Origin of the sequence: Mesorhizobium sp. WSM3224 (assembly GCF_000427725.1) — a bacterium.
Classification (GTDB): Bacteria; Pseudomonadota; Alphaproteobacteria; order Rhizobiales; family Rhizobiaceae; genus Mesorhizobium.
On sequence record NZ_ATYO01000001.1, the window covers coordinates 191,040 to 209,348 of the forward strand.

At 64.4% G+C, this 18,309-nt stretch carries 15 protein-coding genes; 11 read left to right on the plus strand and 4 right to left on the minus strand.

Annotated elements, in window-relative coordinates:
* The first annotated feature begins 42 nt into the window (after positions 1 to 42).
* The 5 genes from YU3_RS0100940 (at position 43) to YU3_RS0100960 (ending at position 4,702) form a co-directional block, all read left to right on the plus strand.
* The gene (locus tag YU3_RS0100940) at positions 43 to 1,251 is read left to right on the plus strand and encodes an amino acid ABC transporter substrate-binding protein (protein ID WP_027164462.1); all 1,209 of its coding nucleotides are present in this window, start codon (positions 43 to 45) and stop codon (positions 1,249 to 1,251) included.
* Positions 1,252 to 1,404: 153 nt separating this feature from the next.
* The gene (locus YU3_RS0100945; protein ID WP_245273388.1) at positions 1,405 to 2,124 is read left to right on the plus strand and encodes an ABC transporter ATP-binding protein; all 720 of its coding nucleotides are present in this window, start codon (positions 1,405 to 1,407) and stop codon (positions 2,122 to 2,124) included.
* Positions 2,117 to 2,827, plus strand: coding sequence for an ABC transporter ATP-binding protein (locus YU3_RS0100950; RefSeq protein ID WP_027164464.1), 711 nt, complete (start codon positions 2,117 to 2,119; stop codon positions 2,825 to 2,827). The genes YU3_RS0100945 and YU3_RS0100950 overlap by 8 nt, the downstream gene beginning before the upstream one ends.
* Before the next feature lie 4 nt (positions 2,828 to 2,831).
* The gene (locus YU3_RS0100955; RefSeq protein ID WP_027164465.1) at positions 2,832 to 3,725 is read left to right on the plus strand and encodes a branched-chain amino acid ABC transporter permease; all 894 of its coding nucleotides are present in this window, start codon (positions 2,832 to 2,834) and stop codon (positions 3,723 to 3,725) included.
* Between the two features lie 5 nt (positions 3,726 to 3,730).
* Positions 3,731 to 4,702, plus strand: coding sequence for a branched-chain amino acid ABC transporter permease (locus YU3_RS0100960; RefSeq protein ID WP_027164466.1), 972 nt, complete (start codon positions 3,731 to 3,733; stop codon positions 4,700 to 4,702).
* Between the two features lie 3 nt (positions 4,703 to 4,705).
* Here the strand turns inward: YU3_RS0100960 and YU3_RS0100965 are convergent, their stop codons facing one another.
* Positions 4,706 to 5,608, minus strand: coding sequence for a LysR family transcriptional regulator (locus tag YU3_RS0100965; protein ID WP_027164467.1), 903 nt, complete (start codon positions 5,606 to 5,608; stop codon positions 4,706 to 4,708).
* Between the two features lie 100 nt (positions 5,609 to 5,708).
* Between YU3_RS0100965 and YU3_RS0100970 the strand changes: the two genes are divergently transcribed.
* The 5 genes from YU3_RS0100970 to ssuD all read left to right on the plus strand — a co-directional run bounded on the left by YU3_RS0100970 (position 5,709) and on the right by ssuD (position 10,922).
* Entirely contained in the window at positions 5,709 to 6,695 is a 987-nt protein-coding gene (locus YU3_RS0100970; RefSeq protein WP_027164468.1) for a zinc-dependent alcohol dehydrogenase family protein, read from the plus strand.
* Between the two features lie 309 nt (positions 6,696 to 7,004).
* On the plus strand, positions 7,005 to 8,012 hold the full coding sequence (gene tauA, locus YU3_RS0100975) for a taurine ABC transporter substrate-binding protein (protein WP_027164469.1): 1,008 nt from the start codon (positions 7,005 to 7,007) through the stop codon (positions 8,010 to 8,012).
* A gap of 68 nt (positions 8,013 to 8,080) precedes the next feature.
* The gene (locus tag YU3_RS0100980) at positions 8,081 to 8,875 is read left to right on the plus strand and encodes an ABC transporter ATP-binding protein (protein ID WP_027164470.1); all 795 of its coding nucleotides are present in this window, start codon (positions 8,081 to 8,083) and stop codon (positions 8,873 to 8,875) included.
* Positions 8,872 to 9,720, plus strand: a complete 849-nt coding sequence (locus YU3_RS0100985) for an ABC transporter permease subunit (protein WP_027164471.1) — start codon at positions 8,872 to 8,874, stop codon at positions 9,718 to 9,720. Before YU3_RS0100980 ends, YU3_RS0100985 begins: the two co-directional genes overlap by 4 nt.
* 44 nt (positions 9,721 to 9,764) lie before the next feature.
* Positions 9,765 to 10,922, plus strand: coding sequence for an FMNH2-dependent alkanesulfonate monooxygenase (gene ssuD, locus YU3_RS0100990; RefSeq protein WP_027164472.1), 1,158 nt, complete (start codon positions 9,765 to 9,767; stop codon positions 10,920 to 10,922).
* Positions 10,923 to 10,988: 66 nt separating this feature from the next.
* Here ssuD and YU3_RS0100995 read toward each other — a convergent pair whose 3' ends face one another.
* The 3 genes from YU3_RS0100995 to YU3_RS0101010 all read right to left on the minus strand — a co-directional run bounded on the left by YU3_RS0100995 (position 10,989) and on the right by YU3_RS0101010 (position 16,756).
* On the minus strand, positions 10,989 to 11,936 hold the full coding sequence (locus YU3_RS0100995) for a helix-turn-helix domain-containing protein (RefSeq protein ID WP_027164473.1): 948 nt from the start codon (positions 11,934 to 11,936) through the stop codon (positions 10,989 to 10,991).
* Positions 11,937 to 12,127: 191 nt separating this feature from the next.
* Entirely contained in the window at positions 12,128 to 15,532 is a 3,405-nt protein-coding gene (locus YU3_RS0101000; protein WP_027164474.1) for an acyl-[ACP]--phospholipid O-acyltransferase, read from the minus strand.
* A gap of 477 nt (positions 15,533 to 16,009) precedes the next feature.
* The gene (locus tag YU3_RS0101010; RefSeq protein WP_027164475.1) at positions 16,010 to 16,756 is read right to left on the minus strand and encodes an IclR family transcriptional regulator; all 747 of its coding nucleotides are present in this window, start codon (positions 16,754 to 16,756) and stop codon (positions 16,010 to 16,012) included.
* Between the two features lie 158 nt (positions 16,757 to 16,914).
* Here YU3_RS0101010 and YU3_RS0101015 point away from each other — a divergent pair, with 158 nt between their 5' ends.
* A complete protein-coding gene (locus YU3_RS0101015) occupies positions 16,915 to 18,309 on the plus strand; it encodes a transaminase (RefSeq protein WP_084507886.1) in 1,395 nt (464 codons plus the stop codon).

An 18,309-nucleotide genomic window follows, 5' to 3' on the forward strand; every position in this document is an offset into this window, starting at 1 on the left:
CGCCTCGGGAGGGTCGGCCTGATGAAAACCTGGGAGGATGGAATGGAAATCAGTCTGAAGGGAATGCTGGCCGGCCTGTTGCTGTCCTCGGCACTCGGCCTTGGCGGCACGTTTGTTGCCAATGCCGCCGGCGACGAGATCGTCATCGGCGCGCCGATCTCCTTGACCGGGCCGCTCGCCGGCGACGGCAAGGAGCAGAAATGGGCCTATGAGCAGGCCGTCGCCGACATCAACAAGGCGGGCGGCATCATGGTGAAATCCGCCGGCAAGAAGTTGCCGGTCAGGCTGGTCGTCGCCGACGACGAAAGCTCCGAAGGCAAGGTCGCTTCGGCGCTGGAAAACCTGATCAAGGTGCAGAAGGTAGACGCGCTGCTGTCGACCCATTCCGGGCCGATGAACATCGCCGGCGCCATCGTCGCGGAGAAATACAAGAAGTTCTACATGATCACGACGGCCTTCCCCTTCGAGTGGCAGCCGTTGAAGCTCAAATACTCGGCGCTGTTCTTCTTCCATCCGGGACCCGGCGCGGAAGTGCCGTTCCAGATCTGGGACAAGCTGCCGGCCGACGAGAAGCCGAAGCATCCGGCGCTGGTCTCGGAAGACTCGCCCGACGGCAAGGGTTTCGGCGGCGCTTTCGAGGCAGCGGCCAAGAAATACGGCTACAGCTTCGCCGTCGACGACCCCTGGGCGATCGGCGCCACCGACTATTCGGCGCTGGTCACCAAGCTCAAGGCCGCCGACGTCGACGCCATGCTGGTCTTCGGCTCGCCGGCCGACACCATCACGCTGCTCAGGCAAATGAAGGAACTCGGCTTCTCCGTGCCCTACTTGCATGGCTGGAAGGGCACCTGGACCGGCGAGTTCCATGAGGCGCTCGGACCCGACTCCGACTACATCCTGACCGACGGCTTCTGGTCGGCGAGCTATCCTTACAAGGGCGCGAAAGAGCTCGGCGACCGCTACGAGGCCGAGTTCAAGAAGGACTCGGTCACCGTCGGCGCCTTCTACGCCAATGCGCAGGTGCTGGCGCAGGCCATCGAGAAGGCCGGCAGCACCGATGCCACCGCCATCCACGATGCGATCTTCGGCCAAGAGTTCAAGGACACGGTGGTCGGCGACCTGAAGTTCGACGACACCGGCTTCGCGCTGATCCCCAGCGTCGCCACCCAGTGGTGGCAAGGCAAGCACCAGCTCATCTATCCCGACGGCAACTGGACCTACAAGCCGGCCCCCACCTGGGACAAGCGCTGAACGACAGATGCGGTGGAAGCGGCGGGCGTCTGATTGCGAAGCCAGGCGCCCGTTCGCTTCCTGCCAGATCGGTTGGCGATAGGCGGTTTGAGTGCCTAATCCTTTGTGCATCTGCTGGAAGGAAACAGAAACACAATGCAGGCGGATGGGATCTTGCTGCGCCTCGAGGCGGTCAAGAAGCGCTTCGGCGGGCTTGTCGTTCTCGACAACATCGATATCGCGGTCGGCGGCAACGAGCTGATCGGCCTGATCGGCCCCAACGGCGCCGGCAAGTCGACGCTCTTCAACGTGATCACCGCCATCTACGCGCCGACGGAGGGGAGGGTGTCCTTTCGCGGCACGGACATCACCGGCATTGCGCCCCACCGCATCTCAAGGCTGGGCATCGCCCGCACCTTCCAGCTCGTGCGGACTTTTCTGACGATGACCACCTTCGAAAACGTCATGGTCGGCGCCGTCTATGGGGCAGGGGGCCGGGTCAAGCATGCCACCGAGGCGGCGAACGCCGCGCTCGAACTGGTCGGCCTCACCGCTAGGCGCGACATGCGCACCGCGCATATGACGCTGTCCGACCGCCGCATGCTGGAGATCGCGCGGGCTGTCGCCTCCGATCCGGCGCTGCTTCTGCTCGACGAGCCGATGGCCGGCCTAAACCCGACCGAAATCCAGCGCATGGTCGACGTCATCCGCCGTGTTCGTAGCGAGAAGGGTATCTCGATGCTGTGGGTCGAGCACAAGGTCGACGCCATCATGAAAGTCTGCAGCCGCGTCATCGTGCTCGACCACGGCGAGAAGATCGCCGACGGCACGCCGCGCGAAGTCACGCAAAACCGCAAAGTCATCGAGGCCTATCTTGGCGAACCGGCTGCTTGAAATAAGCGATCTCGAGGTCGCCTATGGCGACGTCGGCGCGCTGTGGGGCGTGTCGCTCCATGTCGATCCCGGCACGATCGTCGCGCTTGTCGGCGCCAACGGTGCCGGCAAGACGACGCTGCTCAGGACCGTTTCCGGCTTGCTCAGGCCGAAGGCGGGCGACATCCGCGTGTCAGGCCGGTCACTGGTCGGCAAGGCGCCGCAGGAGATCGCCCGCATGGGCATCGCGCATGTGCCGGAAGGACGCGGCCTGTTCCGCCAGATGACGGTGCTGGAAAATCTCGAGCTCGGCGCTTTCCAGCCCAGGGCCCGGCCGCGGACGAAGCAGCTGCTTGAGAAAGCCTACACGCTGTTCCCGCGCCTGAAGGAACGCGCGCAGCAGAAGGCCGGCTCGCTCTCCGGCGGTGAGCAGCAGATGCTGGCGATCGCGCGCGCCACCATGTCGGAGCCGTCGCTGCTCATCCTCGACGAGCCGTCGCTGGGTCTCAGCCCGCTCGTCGTGCAGCAGATGTTTTCGCTCATCCAGACCTTGCACGGCCAGGGCGTCACCATCCTGCTCGTCGAGCAGAACATCCATCAGGCGCTGAAGGTCGCCGACTACGCCTTCGTGCTGCAGACCGGCTCGCTCGCCATGCAGGGCACCGGCGCCGAGCTGATCGCCGATCCGGAAATCCAGAAGGCCTATATGGGCGTGTTGGAGTAGAAAAATGTTCAATCTCCCGCCACCCGAGATCCTGCTTCAGCTCTCGCTCAACGGCGCGCTTGGCGGCGCCATGTATGGCGTCGCCGCGGTGGGCTTGAGCCTCATCTTCGGCACCATGCGACTGATCTTCCTCGCCCAGGGCGCGATGATCATCCTGGCCGCCTATTTCGTGCGGGCACTGTTCTACGGCCTCGGCATCGACCCGTTCCTGTCGCTCTTGATTGTCGTGCCGGTCGGGCTCGTCGTCGGCTGGCTGATCTATCAGGGCTTGTTCCGCAAGGCCGCCGCCGAGGAAGACCGCAACGTCTCGCTGCTCATCGCTGTCGGCCTGATGTTCCTGGTGCAGAACCTGATGACGGTGATCTGGGGCGGCAACACGGCTGGTGTCGTCACGTCCTACACCGCGACCGGAATCGAACTGCTTGGCGTGCGCACCTCTTTCACCCGTTCGATGGGCTTCCTGATTGCTCTCGCCGGCACCGGGCTGGTGATGCTCTTCTTGCGCAAGACGATTGTCGGCAAGGCGGTGCGCGCCGCCTCGGAGGACATGGACGCCGCGACTTTGATGGGCATCAGCCCGCACCGTGTCAACGCTATTGCCTTCGCCATCGGCATCTCGCTGGCAGGCGCGGCCGGCGTCGCCGTGGCGACGACCTTTCCGTTCAACCCCTTCGCCGGTTTCATCTTCAGCCTGAAGGCTTTGGTGGCGCTGGCGCTCGGCGGCATCGGCAATGTCACCGGCGCTTTAGCCGGCGGCATCCTGCTTGGCCTGATCGAGGCCTATGTCCAGTTCTTCATCTCGGGCGGCTGGACCAATGCCATCGCCTACGGTGTGTTCCTATTGGTGCTGATGTTCAAGCCGGAGGGCCTGTTCAGCCGTCCCTACAAGAAGGCATGAGAGCGATGAGCCGAGCCTTGCAATGGATCGCCGTTCTTGTGGTCGCGGCACTGGCGCTGCTGCCCTTCGTGCCCGGCGCGGTCGACGCCTATTATTTCTCCTTCCTGTTCTTCGTCTTCCTCTACGCCATCATGGCGCAGAGCTGGAACCTGGTCGCCGGCTATGGTGGCCAGATCAGCCTCGGCAGCCACGCCTTCTTCGGGCTCGGCGCCTACACCACTGCCATCCTGTGGAGCGGCAATTACCTCTGGGGCTCGCTCTATGATGCGCATCCCGGCATGTATTATTTCGATCCGGTCACGATGCTGTTCGGCGGGCTTGTCGCGGCTGTCGCCGCGGTCTTTATCGGCCTGCCGCTCCTGTCGAAACTCCACGGCGACTATTTCGCGCTTGGCACGCTCGGCTTCGGCGAGATCGTCAAGGTGCTCTTCGTCAATGGCGGCGACTTCACCGGCGGCGCCTTTGGCATCGTGGCGCCCGCGAGCGCTTTCGACACGTTGCGCCCGCATTACTGGGTCGCGCTCGGCCTGATGGTCGCCACCGCTTTAGCCATCCGGGCGCTGATGCGATCGCGCTACGGATTGGCACTGATTGCCGTGCGCGACGACGAGATGGCGGCGTCGGCCAACGGTATCGACACGCTCAAGGTCAAGGTCGCCGCCTTCGCCGGCAGCGCCTTCATCGCCGGTGTCGCCGGCAGCCTTTACACCTACTACATCTTCCATGTCGGCCCGGACTCGGTGTTCGACCTCGACTGGATGCTCTTGCCCTTGATGATGACCGTGGTCGGCGGCACCGGCACGCTGCTTGGTCCCATCCTCGGCGCGCTGGTGATGTATGCGGTGTTCGACCTCGCCCGCATCGTGGTGCCCGACTACCACCCGGTGATTTCGGGGCTGACGATTATCCTGGCGATGCTGTTCCTGCCGAAGGGGATGATGCGGCTCGGTGTGATGCAGCGCCGGAAATCCGCGTAAAAGCTAGCTCATCATCTTTGGCAGGTCGGCCGCCAGCGCGTCGACGGCCAGCCGTACCTTCAGCGGCAGATGCGGTGTCTGCAGCCAGAGCGCGTGGCAGTCGTAAAGATGGTCGGGCTGTTGAGGCAGCACCCGCATCAGTGTGCCGGCCTCGATGCGCTGGCGCACCAGCCAGTATGGCAGCCAGGCGAGGCCCATGCCGTCGGTTGCCGCATCGGCGATGGCGTCGAGGTCGTCGAGCCGCAGCCTGCCGGCCGGAACGATCTCGGCGACCGAACCGTCGTCGCGCGGGAACAGCCAGGGCTGCAGCGCCTGGCCGAGCCGCCTGTAGATAATCGCTTGATGGCCGGCAATGTCTTCCAGACCGGCCGGCTGGCCGAATGCCTCGGTATAGGCAGGCGACGCACACACGATCATGCGCTGGCGCGCGACACGCCGTGCGATGATGCCGGCCCTGTCATCCAGCATTCCGGTTCGGATCGCCATATCGAAGCCGTCCTCGACAAGGTCGGCGAAACGATCGCTGAGCGACAGGTCGAGCTCCAGCGTCGGATAGCGCCGGGCGAGCTCGAGCAGGATCGGCGTGACGCAATGGCGGCCGAAATGCGTTGGCATCGTCACGCGCAGCCTTCCGCGCGGCTCGGACAGTTGGTCGGCCGCCAACGCGTCGGCCGCTTGCGCCTCCGCCAGCACGATCCGGCAGCGCTCGTAATAGGCGCGCCCGAAATCGGTCAGGCTCTGCCGGCGCGTCGTGCGGTTGAGCAATCGCATGCCGAGCCGTTCCTCGAGGAAGCGGACATGCTTGCCGACCATCGGCCCTGACAAATCGAGCGCCGCCGCGGCAGCCGCGAACGAACCGAAATCGACTGCCTTGAGGAACACTTCCATGCTTTCGAGGCGATCCATATTCAAAACCACACGTTTCGACTGTTCTGCTTGCTGAGCGATTTATCGCTTTCGGATCGCATCGCATAGTCCATTCCATCGAAATGATTTGGAGTTCATGATGACAAGGCTTGTTCGCTTTCACCGCCACGGCGGGCCGGAGGTGCTGCGCATCGAGGATGTCGAGGTGCCTCCGCCAGGTCCGGGCGAGGTGCGGATCAGCGTCAAGGCACTGGGCTTGAACCGTGCCGAAGCCTCGATGCGCAACGGCGCCTACATCGAGACACCGTTGCTGCCGTCAGGTCTCGGCCTCGAAGCGGCTGGCATCGTCGACGCGGTCGGCGCCGGTGTGGAAGCCTTCGCGCCGGGCGATGCCGTCAGCATCATTCCGCCGCGCCAGATGGCGCGCTGGCCGGCCTATGGCGAGCTCGCCACCTTTCCGGCAGAACTCGTCGTCAAGCATCCGTCATCGCTTACCTTCGAAGCCGCCGCCGCGACATGGATGCAATACCTCACCGCCTATGGCGCGCTGGTCGATATCGCTCGTCTCGGCCCTGACGAGCCCGTCGTCATCACCGCCGCGTCGAGCAGCGTCGGGCTGGCCGCCATCCAGATCGCCAACTTGATCGGCGCTGTGCCGATCGCGGTTACCCGGACGTCGGCCAAGAAAGCGGCGCTGCTCGACGTCGGCGCGGCGCATGTGGTGGCCTTGGCCGAGGAGGATATCGAAGCGAGGTTGAGAGAGATCGCGCCGCAGGGAGTGCGCGTCGTCCTCGACCCGGTCGGCGGCCCGATCTTCATGCCGCTGACGGCCTCGATGGCACGCGGCGGCATCCTCCTCGAATATGGCGGCCTCAGCCCCGAGCCGACGCCGTTCCCGCTTTTCGATGTGCTGGCAAAAACGCTGACGCTGCGGGGCTATCTCGTCCACGAAATCACCGGTGACGCTGCCCGGCTGGAAGCCGCCAAGGCTTTCATCCTCGACGGCCTCGCATCGGGTGCGCTGAAGCCGATTGTCGCGAGGACGTTCCCGTTCGAGCAGATCGTCGAGGCACATCGCTTCCTGGAATCGGGCGAGCAGTTCGGCAAGATCGTGGTGACGCTTTGACCGCTCGCCACCATCGAAGTGCAGGCACACTTGTCCGGTCAGCCCGCCTGTGACGCGGCTGGAGTTGGACGAAGAACCCCGGCGGCCTGAGGTCATAGGCGGAGTTCTGCTGCTGGCCTCCCGCTCTTGCCGGCCGAATGATCCTTGCGGCAAGAGCCCAGCGGACCAGGGGAATGTTTTTACCCATGGACAGGCTTTCGCAATTTCATTCCTGTCTATGTCTATAAAATAAGTGAACTTTAATCCGAGCCCCGCTGGACAGGGCTGGCAATCGAGGCCGTGGCCTCCGTTCAAAAGGATTGAGTTCACATGCGAAACCTGATTTCCGCCGTCCTTGTCGGATTTGCCGTGGCGGCAACTTCCGCAGTCGCGCATGCCGACGACAAGAAAGTTGTCATCGCCTACCAGACCGGCGCCAATCCCTACAATCTCGGCATCGCCAATGGCGATCTTGCCAAGAGAACCGGCTGGAATATCGAATTCCGTCGCTTCAATTCCGGCGCCGACATCTTCGCGGCCATTGCATCGGGCGACGTCCAGGTCGGCGATGTCGGCTCGAGCCCGTTTGCCGCAGCCGTCAGCAGGGGCATCGACGTGAAGGCGTTCTATATTTCCTCGGTCTCCCGCGACGGCGAGGCGTTGGTGGTCCGGCCTGACATCAAGTCGCCGGCGGACCTGCGGGGCAAGAAGCTCGCCGCGGCGCCGGTATCGACAGACCACTACCAGCTTCTCGCCGTCCTCAAGCAGGAAGGCATTTCCGAGAAGGAAACCCAGGTCATCGCCATCCCCCAACCCGAGATCGTCGCAGCCTGGAAACGGGGCGACATCGACGGTGCGTTCGTGTGGGACCCGGCGCTGTCCGAACTCAAGAAGGACGGCAAGGTCCTGCTTACGGCCGGCCAGGTAGCCGATCGCGGCGCGCCGACCTTCGGCGCGTTGGTTGCGACCGGCGAGTTCGCCAAGGCCAATCCCGACTTCCTCGGCCAGTATGTCCGGCTGATCGACGGCTACAACACGGCCTACCTGACCAATCCGGCCGCCTGGGGACCGGAGTCGGAGAACGCCAAGTTGATCGCCAAATTGCAGGGCGGCACGCCGGCCCAGAATTCCGAGCAATTGAAGACGACGGTCGTACCGCCGCTCGACGACCAGGTTTCCGACAAATGGCTCGGTGGCGGGGACAAGAGCGCCGTTGCGAAAATCCTCAAGGACACCGCTGGCTTCCTGAAAGACCAGCACAAGATTACCGCCGTCAAGGACAGCTACGCCGCATTCGCCGATCCGCAATACGCGGACGTGGCCAAGGCGTCGAACTAGAGATCGCTGAAGACGCTCGGTTCCGGCTGGCGGAAATTCCGCCGGCCGGATAGCTCCGGAGAATTCCCATGCTTCGAATTCGCGATGCCAGCGTCACGTTCCCGGCCTCAGACGGCCAGGAAGTCCACGCGCTCGACCGCATCTCGCTGGACATTGCTCCAGACACCATCGTCGTCGCCGTTGGCGCTTCCGGGTGCGGCAAGTCGACCTTGCTCAATGCGATCGCCGGCTTCCTGCCACTCACCGAAGGCACGATCACATTGGACGGACAAGAGATCGAAGCGCCTGGCGGTGATCGCGGCGTCGTCTTTCAGAAAGACACCTTGCTGCCTTGGGCCAACGTCCTGGACAACGTTGCGCTCGGGCTGAAATACCAGGGCCTGCCGCGTGGCGAGCGCCGCGAGCGGTCAAGACGTCTGCTGGAACTGGTCGGGCTTGCCGACTTCGCCGAAAAACCGCCTTACGAATTGTCCGGCGGCATGCACCAGCGTGTTGGAATTGCAAGAGCGCTGGCCACCGATCCCAAGATATTGCTCATGGACGAGCCGTTCGGCGCGCTTGACAGCCTGACGCGCGAGACAATGCAGCAGCTTCTGGCTTCGATCTGGGCGAAGACGGGCAAGCAGATATTCTTCATCACCCATTCAATCGAGGAAGCGCTCATTCTTGGCACGACCATCGTCGTGATGTCGCCCCGGCCGGGCCGCATCGTTGCCCGGTTCGATACCGGCTTCGTCCGCGATTTCGCTGAGAGCGGCGATATCGGGCCGATCCAGTCCCACCCGCGATTCATCGAATTGCGGCAGGAAATCCGCTCGCTCATCCACAAGCCGGAAGATGTCCGCAAAGGAACCTTGCAATGACGCTTGCCGCCAATTCCCAAACGTCCTTTCCGGCCGCTGCGAACCCGCGTGCGCCCTCCGCTCGGCCACGCCGAGCCAAATCGACCGACACGCTCGGCATCAGCCTGGTCACCCTGGCGTCGCTGATTGCGTTGTGGTTCCTCGCCGCGCATTTCGGCTGGGCGTCGTCGCTTTTCCTGCCGTCGCCGGCGGAAGTGCTGACCCAGTTCAGCGCCGTTGCGGCCGACGGCTACGCCAATGGAACGCTGCTCAACCACACAATGGCAAGCCTTGGCCGCATCGCGACGGCGCTTGCGGCCGGCATCGTGGTCGGCATTCCGCTCGGCCTGCTGATGGGGCTCAACCGCTGGGTGAAGGGTATCTTCAGCGTCCCGATCGATCTTTACTGGGGCCTGCCGCCCTTGGCATATCTGCCGCTTCTGATCATCTGGCTTGGAATCGGCGAGACCTCGAAGATCGTGCTGCTCTCGCTATCGACCTTCGCGCCGATCTGCTTTGCCGCGCAGGCTGGTGTCCGGTCGGTCCCCGCTGAACGGATAAATGCCGCGCTGTCGCTCGGCGCCAATCGGCTGCAGCTGTTCACCAGCATCATTCTGCCTTCCGCGTTGCCGGAGATCATGACCGGCTTGCGGATTGCGATAGGCGCCGGATTGTCCACGCTCGTCGCGGCCGAACTGATCGCGGCCCAGTCCGGCCTTGGCTACATGATCATGTCGGCGGCCAATTTCCTCGCCACCGACGTCGTTTTCGTCGGTCTCATCGTCATCGCCGCGCTCGCTTTTGCCTTCACCAGCGGCATGCGCTGGCTGGAGCACCGCCTCGTCCCATGGAAAGGCAAGCTCTGAAGCTCGCCGGCCAAAACGTTCCGCGTCTTTCAAAGGAGAATCCGATGTCCAGCAATACTCGTCCGCTCGACCTCTACTGGTATCTGCCGACCCACGGCGACGGGCCGTATCTCGGCACGGATGAGCGGCACCGCCCGGCGACCTTCGGATATCTCAGGGAGATCGCGCACGCGGCCGACCGGCTGGGGTTCAAGGGCGTCCTCCTGCCCACCGGAACGCGGTGCGAGGACGCCTGGATCGTGGCGGCCGGGCTGATCCCGCTTACCGAACGGCTTAAGTTCCTGGTCGCGCTCCGGCCGGGCAGCGGAACGCCGGCCCTTTTTGCGCGCCATGCGGCAACGCTCGACCGCATCTCCGAGGGCCGTGTCCTGCTCAATGTCGTCACCGGTGCGGACCCGGCCGATCTCGCCGGCGATGGCAACACGCTCGGCCATGACGAACGCTATGCGCAGACCGATGAGTTCCTGACCATCTGGCGGCGGATCCTTTCGGGGGAACCTGCCGATTTCGACGGCAAGTACTTGTCCGCCCACGGCACCGACATTTCCTTCCCCCCGGTCCAGCGGCCCCATCCGCCACTCTGGTTCGGAGGCTCTTCCGACGCCGGCATCGCGGTCGCGGCCAAGCATGTCGATGCCTATCTGAGCTGGGGCGAGCCGGTCGACCAGCTTGCCGAAAAGATCGGGCGGGTCAGGGAGGCTGCCGCGGCGCAGGGTCGAACGATCCGCTTCGGTCTTCGCATTCACGTGATCGTTCGCGAAACCGAAGAAGAGGCATGGGCCGCCGCCGATCGGCTGATCAGCCACGTCACCGATGACCTGATCGCCGAAGCCCAGAACGGATTCGTTCACATTTCGGAATCGGTTGGGCAAAAGCGCATGTCGGCGCTGCATCAGGGTCTGCGCGATCGATTGGTCATCGGTCCGAATCTGTGGGCGGGACCGGGGTTGGTGCGCGGCGGCGCTGGAACGGCTCTTGTCGGCAATCCCGACAATGTTGCCGCGCGCATTCGCGAATACCAGGAGATCGGCATTGAAACCATCATCGCGTCCGGCTACCCGCATTTGGAAGAGGCGTTCAACGTGGCCGAACTGCTTTTCCCCAGGCTCGGACTGAGAGGCGAAGACACGCCTGCGGAGCGCAACTGGGACGTCGAGTTCGGGCGCGGCGTGCGGCCGAAGGCCGTTGCGTCGGCCTCGTGAATATCGAGGCCGGCAACAAGAGGGAAGGTTGCTCTATCGAGGGTTATGAACGCGCCGGTATGAGGCCTAATGCACCACCGTCCGCACCCTCTCCCGCAACTCCCTCGGTGCCACGTCATACTTGCTCTTGAAGGCCCGCGAGAAATGCGCGCTCGAATTGAACCCGCAGGCAAAGGCGATTTCAGAAATCGAAGCTGAGGCGCGTGCGGGGGAGAGCAATTCCTCCTTGCTGCGCTCCAGCCGTCTGTCCCAGACGAAGCGTTCGAGCGTCACGCCCTCGCCCTCGAAGGCGCGATGGAGATAGCGGCGCGAGCAGCCCATATGGCGGGCAATATCCTCGGCCGACAGGTTGGAGCGAGCGAGGTTGGCGTCGACATAGGCGACGATGCGCTCGCGCAGCGCTTCCAGCGGCGAGCGGCGGAATTCCGGCGCCATCGGCTTCGCCTGGATCAGCCCGTTGACAAGCTGGATCAGGCTTTCGCCGACGCGGCGGCAGCCGGCTTCGTCGAGCTTATGCGCTTCGCCGATCGCCATCTGCATCAGGCCGGACACGATATGGGTCAGGCTGTCGCCCTCGCCGGGCAGAGGTACAGGCGCCAGAAGGCGCGCCAGCGTCTCGTCGCCGAAGGTCGAGCGCGGCACCTGCAGGATGAGCTGGTCGACATCGGAAAGGTTCTGCAGCGAATAGGCGCGCACCGGGTCGTAGATGATCGCCGCGCGCGGACCGAGGTCTATCGCCGTCTGCTGCTGCTCGAAGCGGCTGCGGCCCTTGAGTTGCATCAGGATCTTGATCGCGTCGGGATCGAAGCTGCGCCAGAAGGTGCGGTCGTTGACGACCAGATGCGACTTGGCCCTGATTTCGGACAAGCGGCAGGAACCCAGATTGACCGACACCAGCTTCGGCAGCGACGGCGCCTCGCCGCGCGAAAAGCGCTGGGTGATCGGGCCGAACAGCATCCGCGACGCGGACAGGAAGGCTTCGCCGTCGGCGACGCTCACATGGTGGCCGTACATCGTTTCCTCCTCCGGTTCATGATCGGGAAGATCATGCCTAAACCAGAATTCCCGTCTTCGCGGGATTGAGACGCAACGGCGGAGCCGATGCAACCGGAAAGGAAGTTAACATGCTAACCATCTCTCCCGCAATGGCGGAGATGGGCAATGAACAGGCCGGCATCTGGCGCCGGCCCGCTCATATGTTCGGGCTAGGCGGCCTTGACCTTCAGCTCTTCCTCGCCGCGCACCATCCTGGCCACGCCGGCGAAGTCGAGCTTGCCGGAACCGAGCACCGGCACCTTTGGCACGACGCGCACTTCGGCCGGCACCATCAGGTCCATGGCGCCGTTCGCCTTGGCGAAGGCGAGGAACTCCGCGCGGTTGGCGTTGGCCGCCTCGGTGATGAGGATCAGCTTCTCGCCCTTGCGCGCGTCCGGCATGGTGGCGACGGCCGACAGCGAGCCCTTCCAGAGTTCGCCGGCCAGCGCCTCGACCGCCGCCAGCGAGACCATCTCGCCTGCGATCTTAGCGAAGCGCTTGGCGCGGCCGCGGATCGAGATGAAGCCCGCATCGTCGACGGTGACGACGTCGCCGGTGTCGTGCCAGCCGTCGGCCAGCGGCTCGATCACGCCCGGATTCTCGGCGCGCAGGTAGCCGGCCATGACATTGGGGCCGCGCACGAAAAGCCGCCCGCCCTCGTCGACGCCGGGTACCGGCTCCAGGCGATACTCCATGCCGGGCATGATTTTGCCGACGCTGCCCGACTTGTTGTACATCGGCGTATTGATGGCGATCACCGGCGCGGTCTCGGTCACGCCGTAGCCTTCCAGGATGCGCAGGCCGAACTTCTCCATATAGGTCGTGCGCGTCGCGGCCTTGACCGGCTCGGCGCCGGCGAAGCAGTAGCGCACCGAGCGGAAGTCGTAGGGATGCGCCGTGCGGGCATAACCCGAAAGGAACGTATCGGTGCCGAAGATGATCGTCGCGTTCGACGCATAGATCAGTTCCGGCACGATGCGGTAGTGCAGCGGCGAGGGGTAGAAATAGACCGGCACGCCCGAGATCAACGGCAGCACCGTGCCCGCCGTCATGCCGAAGGAGTGGAAGATCGGCAGCACGTTGAACACCTTGTCGCCCGAGTGGAAGTCGATGCGCGAGGCGGCCTGGGCGGCATTGGCCAGGATGTTGCGGTGGGTGAGCACCACGCCCTTCGGCGTACCTTCGGAACCCGAGGTGAACAGGATCGCGGCCGCATCGTCGGCCTTGCGCGCCACCCGTGGCGTCGACTTGCGCAACAGGCCGAGCAGCTTGTCCTTGAGGCCGATCGTGGCGCGCAGATCGTCGAGCCAAACGATGTCGACCGAACGGCCGATCTCCTCGACCACCAGCCCGAGCTTTGCCTGTTCGACGAAGGCGCGGGAGGTCAGCACGGTGCGCACCTCGGCCGCCTTGCAGGCCGACAGGATGTTGGCCGCACCGGCGGTGAAGTTGATCATCGCCGGCACTTTGCCGGCCGACATGACACCGAGAAGTGCTGCGCAGGCACCGTTGGCGTTGGGCAGCATGATGCCCAGCGTCTGCTGTCCGGCATAGAGATGCTCGAACTTCTCGCCCAGCACCGCGGCGGCCGTCAGCAGCTTGCCGTAGCTCAGCGAGCCGGTGACCGGATCCTGTACGGCAAGCTCCTTCATGCCGCGTTCGTGCGCGGTCTCGATGATTTTCTCCAGCACCGTCTTGTCGATGTCCTGGGTGCGGAAGACGAGGTCCGACATCACCTGGTAGAGTGCGGAGCCCGCCGCGGCGCGGCGCTGGCGGCCCCTCAGGTCCTGCGGAACTTCGAGCTTCACCGGCTCCAGGATGGTCACCTTGACCTTCGGGAACAGGCGGCGGCGCACATGCTGCGAGGTCAGCCGCGAGAAGTAGCTCTTCTCCAGCCCTTCGATGCGCACCGGCACCACCATCGATCCAGTCTTGTCGGCAACCATGGCGGCGCCGTCATAGACCTTCATCAGGCCGCCGGTGACGGTGATGCGTCCCTCCGGGAAGATGACCAGCGGATCGCCGCCCTGCACGATCTTGATCAGCGTGCGGGTCGACATCGGCTTCGCCGGATTGAGCGGCAGCGCGCGGGCAAGCTTCATGAACGGCTTCATCCACCAGGCCTGTGCGATCGTGTAGTCGATGGCGAAGACCGGTTCCTCGTCGGTCAGCGTCAGCGCCAGCGGACCGTCGAGGAAGCTGACATGGTTGAGCGCCAGGATCGGCGCCTTGCCGGCGGCCTTGAGGTTGTCCAGTCCCTCGACCTCCAGGCGCAGGAAGGCGCGGAACAGGATCGAGACGAAATCGCGAAAGGGGTTGGTCGGAAGGTATTTCAGCATCAGCCAGGCGGCGATCGCGTTGGCCGCGACGAGGCCGAACAGGATGCCCGCGATGGAGACGCCAGCCGCCTGGATCGCCGCGACGAGGATGCCGCCGACGGTCATGAAGCCGGCATTGACGATGCTCACAGCGGCAACGACGCGGGCGCGGCGCGCCTCGGGCGACCAGGCCTGCACGGCGGCGAAGGTCGGCACCACCAGGAAGGCAGCCGCGATGGCCATGCCGGCCAGGTCGATGGCGACACGCATGGTGTTCGGCCCGGCGAAGAAGGCGGCAAGCGTCTCCGCCTTGGGCGAGGGCTGCATGCTCCAGATGGTCCAGGCGAGGTGCAGGCCGAACAGCGCGAGCAGCGCCGTGCCGACCGGCGCGGGGAGCAGCACCATACGGCCCTGCGACATCCACGCCGCGATGGCCGAGCCGATGGCGATCGAGACGGCGAACACCGCGAGATAGGCGGTGACGGCGATCTCGTTGCCGCCGAGCGAATCCTTGATCAGCGCCGGCAGAATCGAAAGCACGATGGCACCGACCAGCCAGAACCAGGAGGTCATCAGGCCGGCGCGCCAGATGCGCGTGTCCGTGCGCAAGTCGGCGACCTGGCGCCAGGTCGAGCGGAAGATGTTCTTGTCGATGGTGAGATTGGGAGCGGCCGAGCCGGTGGACGGGATGTAGCGGCTGACGAACCAGCAGCCGACGGCCAGCGCCATCATGATCGGCCCGAACACCCAAACGCCGATGCCGTCGGCCGAAACGACGCCGCCGGCGATGGTGCCGCCGAGGATCGCGGCGAAGGTGGCCGACTCGATCCAGGCGTTGGCCTTGGGCAGTTCCTTGCGCTCGAGGTGATCCGGCAGGATGCCGTATTTGATCGGTCCGAACAGCGCCGAGATGGTGCCGAACATCAGCAGCGCCGTCATCAGCACGGGAATAGACGACAGCGCGATGCCGACGACGGCGACTGCGGCCGCGGCGATCTCAGTGAATTTCAGCCGGCGCGCGATCAGCGCCTTGTCGAAGCGGTCGGCGATCTCGCCGCCCAGCGCCGAAAGCAGCAGGAAGGGCGCCATGAAGACGGCGCCCGCCAGCGTCACCAGAGACGCTGCCTGATCGGCCGCCAGCGTGAACAGTATGAGGAACACCAGCGTGTTCTTCAGGAAATTGTCGTTGAAGGCCGAGAGGAATTGCGTCCAGAAGAGAGGCGCGAAGCGCCGCGACATCATGAGATGGTTGTTCATGGCAATTTCCATTGGGCAAGGCCATCCGGAGATCCAACTGGACGGACGCTTGCGCGGTTTGAGCCTTGTTTATCGGGAAGCGGTTAAACTTCGTTACTGCGGTTCAATCCAACCCATTTGTTTCTTGTTCTTGGCGCCTCGCATCTGTCGTCCGCGATCGGCCTCCAGCTTTTCCAGGCATTCGAATATTTGCGGGCATGGTTGTCGGCTGGCATCGATATGATCCTTTCGTTTCAGGCTTAGTGTGGCTCGGCGAAGGCTTGTTTCAGGCCGGATACAATTGGCCGGGTTGGCCTTTCCTCTTCGCCGACGGTTGCGTGATAGGTCGGCACTTCTCCATGAACACTGTTCACAATGCGCACAATAGCACATCGTGAACGACGTTCAAGAAGAAAAATGAACGATGTTCACAAGCCGAGTGCGTAGGTTAAAAATGCCCAAAACAGGGCCAAGCGGCTTCGAGCGACGTAGCGCGTCTCACGCCTCGCCGGTCAGCCGCGCCGAGATCATCCTTGCCGCCTTGACCGCCGCCTCGCCCTGGCTTCCCGCTACCGCGTCGTCGATGCGCGAAACAGGCGAGGCCACCGCCAGCGTGCCGACCGGCTGGCCGTCGGCGCCGAGGATCGCGGCGCCGATGCTGTGCACGCCTTCCTCATAGCCCTGGGCGCTGCGCGAATAGCCGCGCGAGGCGGCAAGCGCGATGGCTTTCACCAGATCGTCCGGCTGCGTCATCGTGAACGAGGTGAAGGCCGGCAGCGGCTTTTCGAGATAGGCGCTGACCGCTTCCAGGCGTGATGCGGCAAGGAAGGCGATGCCCGACGCCGTGCCGTGCAGCGGCAGCACCTGGCCGACATCGACATTGACGCGGTTTGCCTTGGCCGACAGCTCGACATGGAGCGTCAGCAGTGCGCCGGCGCTGAACTCCGACAGATGCACCGTCTCGCCGGTCTCGAGCGACAGTTCGCGGATGACGGGAGCCGCGAGGCGCACGAAGGGAAAATGCGCATCGCGGATGCGGGCCAGCCGCGACAGGCCGGCGCCCAACCGATAGCGGCGGCTCCGCGGCTCCTGCTCGATCAGCCGGTGCTCGCTGAGCGCCATCAAAAGGCGCCTCACGGTCGCCTTGTCGAGGCCGGCGCGGCGGGCGAGGTCGGAGAGCCCGATGTCCGGCTCATGAAGCGTGAACAACTCCAGCAACGACACCGCCTTGCCCACCGTGCTCATAGCGCATTCTCCGAGATACTTCGCATGTGAATTAACTTGACAGGCGTCATTCCTGCCTTCAGTGTGTCTATAACATACAAAATGTCGGTTCAAATAGTGAACCGACTTGGGAACGGTTCAGCGCCCCGGAACTTGCGCGCCAGGGAGAGTTCAGCGCCGTGACGGCCGCCAGCAAGACTGCATTGCAACCAGCAACGATCGAAGACCTGCTTGACCGCGAGCAGGCGCGGTTCCTCGACATCCATCCGCGCTCGGCCGCGGCCTGGGAAGAGGGCAAGAAGCACTTCCTCTATGGCGGGCCGTCGCATTGGATGCGGCGCTGGGCCGGCGGCTTCCCGGTCTATGCCGCTTCGGCCAGCGGCGCGCATATTAGCGACATCGACGGGCACGACTATGTCGACTTCGCGCTTGGCGACACGGGCGGCATGTGCGGCCATGCGCCCGAGGCGGTGACGCGTGCGGCGCTCCGCCAATTGCAGAACGGCACGACCATGATGCTGCCCACCGAGGACAGCCTCTGGGTCGGCGCCGAACTTACACGCCGCTTCGGCCTGCCTTACTGGACGCTAACCACGTCGGCCACCGACGCCAATCGCGGCGCCATCCGCATTGCGCGCATGATCACCGGCCGCCCCAAGGTGCTGGTCTTTTCCGGCTGCTATCACGGCGGCGTCGAGGAGGCGCATGTCGAGATCCGCGACGGCAAGATCGGCATGCGCAACATGATCCACCCGAACGGCGTCGACCATTCGGCCGTGTCTCGGGTGGTCGAGTTCAATGACGTCGCGGCGCTGGAGGAGGCGCTTTCGCATGGCGACGTCGCCTGCGTCTTGACCGAGCCGCTGATGACCAATTTCGGCATGATCCCGGTCGCCGAGGGTTTTCACACGGCACTTCGCGAGATCACCCGACGCACCGGCACGGTGCTGATCATCGACGAGACGCACACCATCTCCAGCGGCCCCGGCGGCTACACCGCGCTGCACGGGCTGAAGCCGGACATGCTGGTCGCCGGCAAGGCGATCGCCGGCGGCATTCCGGCCGGCGTCTTCGGCGTCTCGCAGGCGATTGCCGAACGGCTGTGGAAGATCGTGCCGATGGTCAATCCCCGCGTGCGCCAGTCGGCGCATCTCGGCATCGGCGGCACGCTGGCCGGCAACGCGCTCTCCGTCGCCACCATGCGCGCGGTGCTGGAAGAAGTGCTGACGCAGGCCAATTTCGAGCGGATGATCGCCAACGCCACGCGCCTTGCCGAAGCCGCCTGGGGCATCATCCGCGCTAACAACCTGCCCTGGCATGTGACGCAGGTCGGCGCCCGCGCCGAGATCATGTTCATGCCGAACCCGCCGCGCAGCGGCGCCGACGTCATTGCCGGCCGGCGCGGCGACCTCGAGACGCTTTTGCACGCCTTCTACATGAACGAAGGCATCTTGGTGACGCCCTTCCACACCATGTTCCTGATGTGCCCGGCAACCTCGGCGGCCGATGTCGACCGCCACACCGAAGTTTTCGGCCGCTTCGTCGAACTCGTCCGCAGCGCGGGCGTCGTCTGA

Bases quoted from the DNA above. Each gene is read 5' to 3' on its own strand.
- YU3_RS0100940 (WP_027164462.1), top strand. From the start codon at position 43: ATGGAAATCAGTCTGAAGGGAATGCTGGCCGGCCTGTTGCTGTCCTCG.
- YU3_RS0100955 (WP_027164465.1), top strand. From the start codon at position 2,832: ATGTTCAATCTCCCGCCACCCGAGATCCTGCTTCAGCTCTCGCTCAAC.
- YU3_RS0100960 (WP_027164466.1), top strand. From the start codon at position 3,731: ATGAGCCGAGCCTTGCAATGGATCGCCGTTCTTGTGGTCGCGGCACTG.
- YU3_RS0100965 (WP_027164467.1), bottom strand. From the start codon at position 5,608: ATGGATCGCCTCGAAAGCATGGAAGTGTTCCTCAAGGCAGTCGATTTC.
- YU3_RS0100970 (WP_027164468.1), top strand. From the start codon at position 5,709: ATGACAAGGCTTGTTCGCTTTCACCGCCACGGCGGGCCGGAGGTGCTG.
- tauA (WP_027164469.1), top strand. From the start codon at position 7,005: ATGCGAAACCTGATTTCCGCCGTCCTTGTCGGATTTGCCGTGGCGGCA.
- YU3_RS0100980 (WP_027164470.1), top strand. From the start codon at position 8,081: ATGCTTCGAATTCGCGATGCCAGCGTCACGTTCCCGGCCTCAGACGGC.
- YU3_RS0100985 (WP_027164471.1), top strand. From the start codon at position 8,872: ATGACGCTTGCCGCCAATTCCCAAACGTCCTTTCCGGCCGCTGCGAAC.
- ssuD (WP_027164472.1), top strand. From the start codon at position 9,765: ATGTCCAGCAATACTCGTCCGCTCGACCTCTACTGGTATCTGCCGACC.
- YU3_RS0100995 (WP_027164473.1), bottom strand. From the start codon at position 11,936: ATGTACGGCCACCATGTGAGCGTCGCCGACGGCGAAGCCTTCCTGTCC.
- YU3_RS0101000 (WP_027164474.1), bottom strand. From the start codon at position 15,532: ATGAACAACCATCTCATGATGTCGCGGCGCTTCGCGCCTCTCTTCTGG.
- YU3_RS0101010 (WP_027164475.1), bottom strand. From the start codon at position 16,756: ATGAGCACGGTGGGCAAGGCGGTGTCGTTGCTGGAGTTGTTCACGCTT.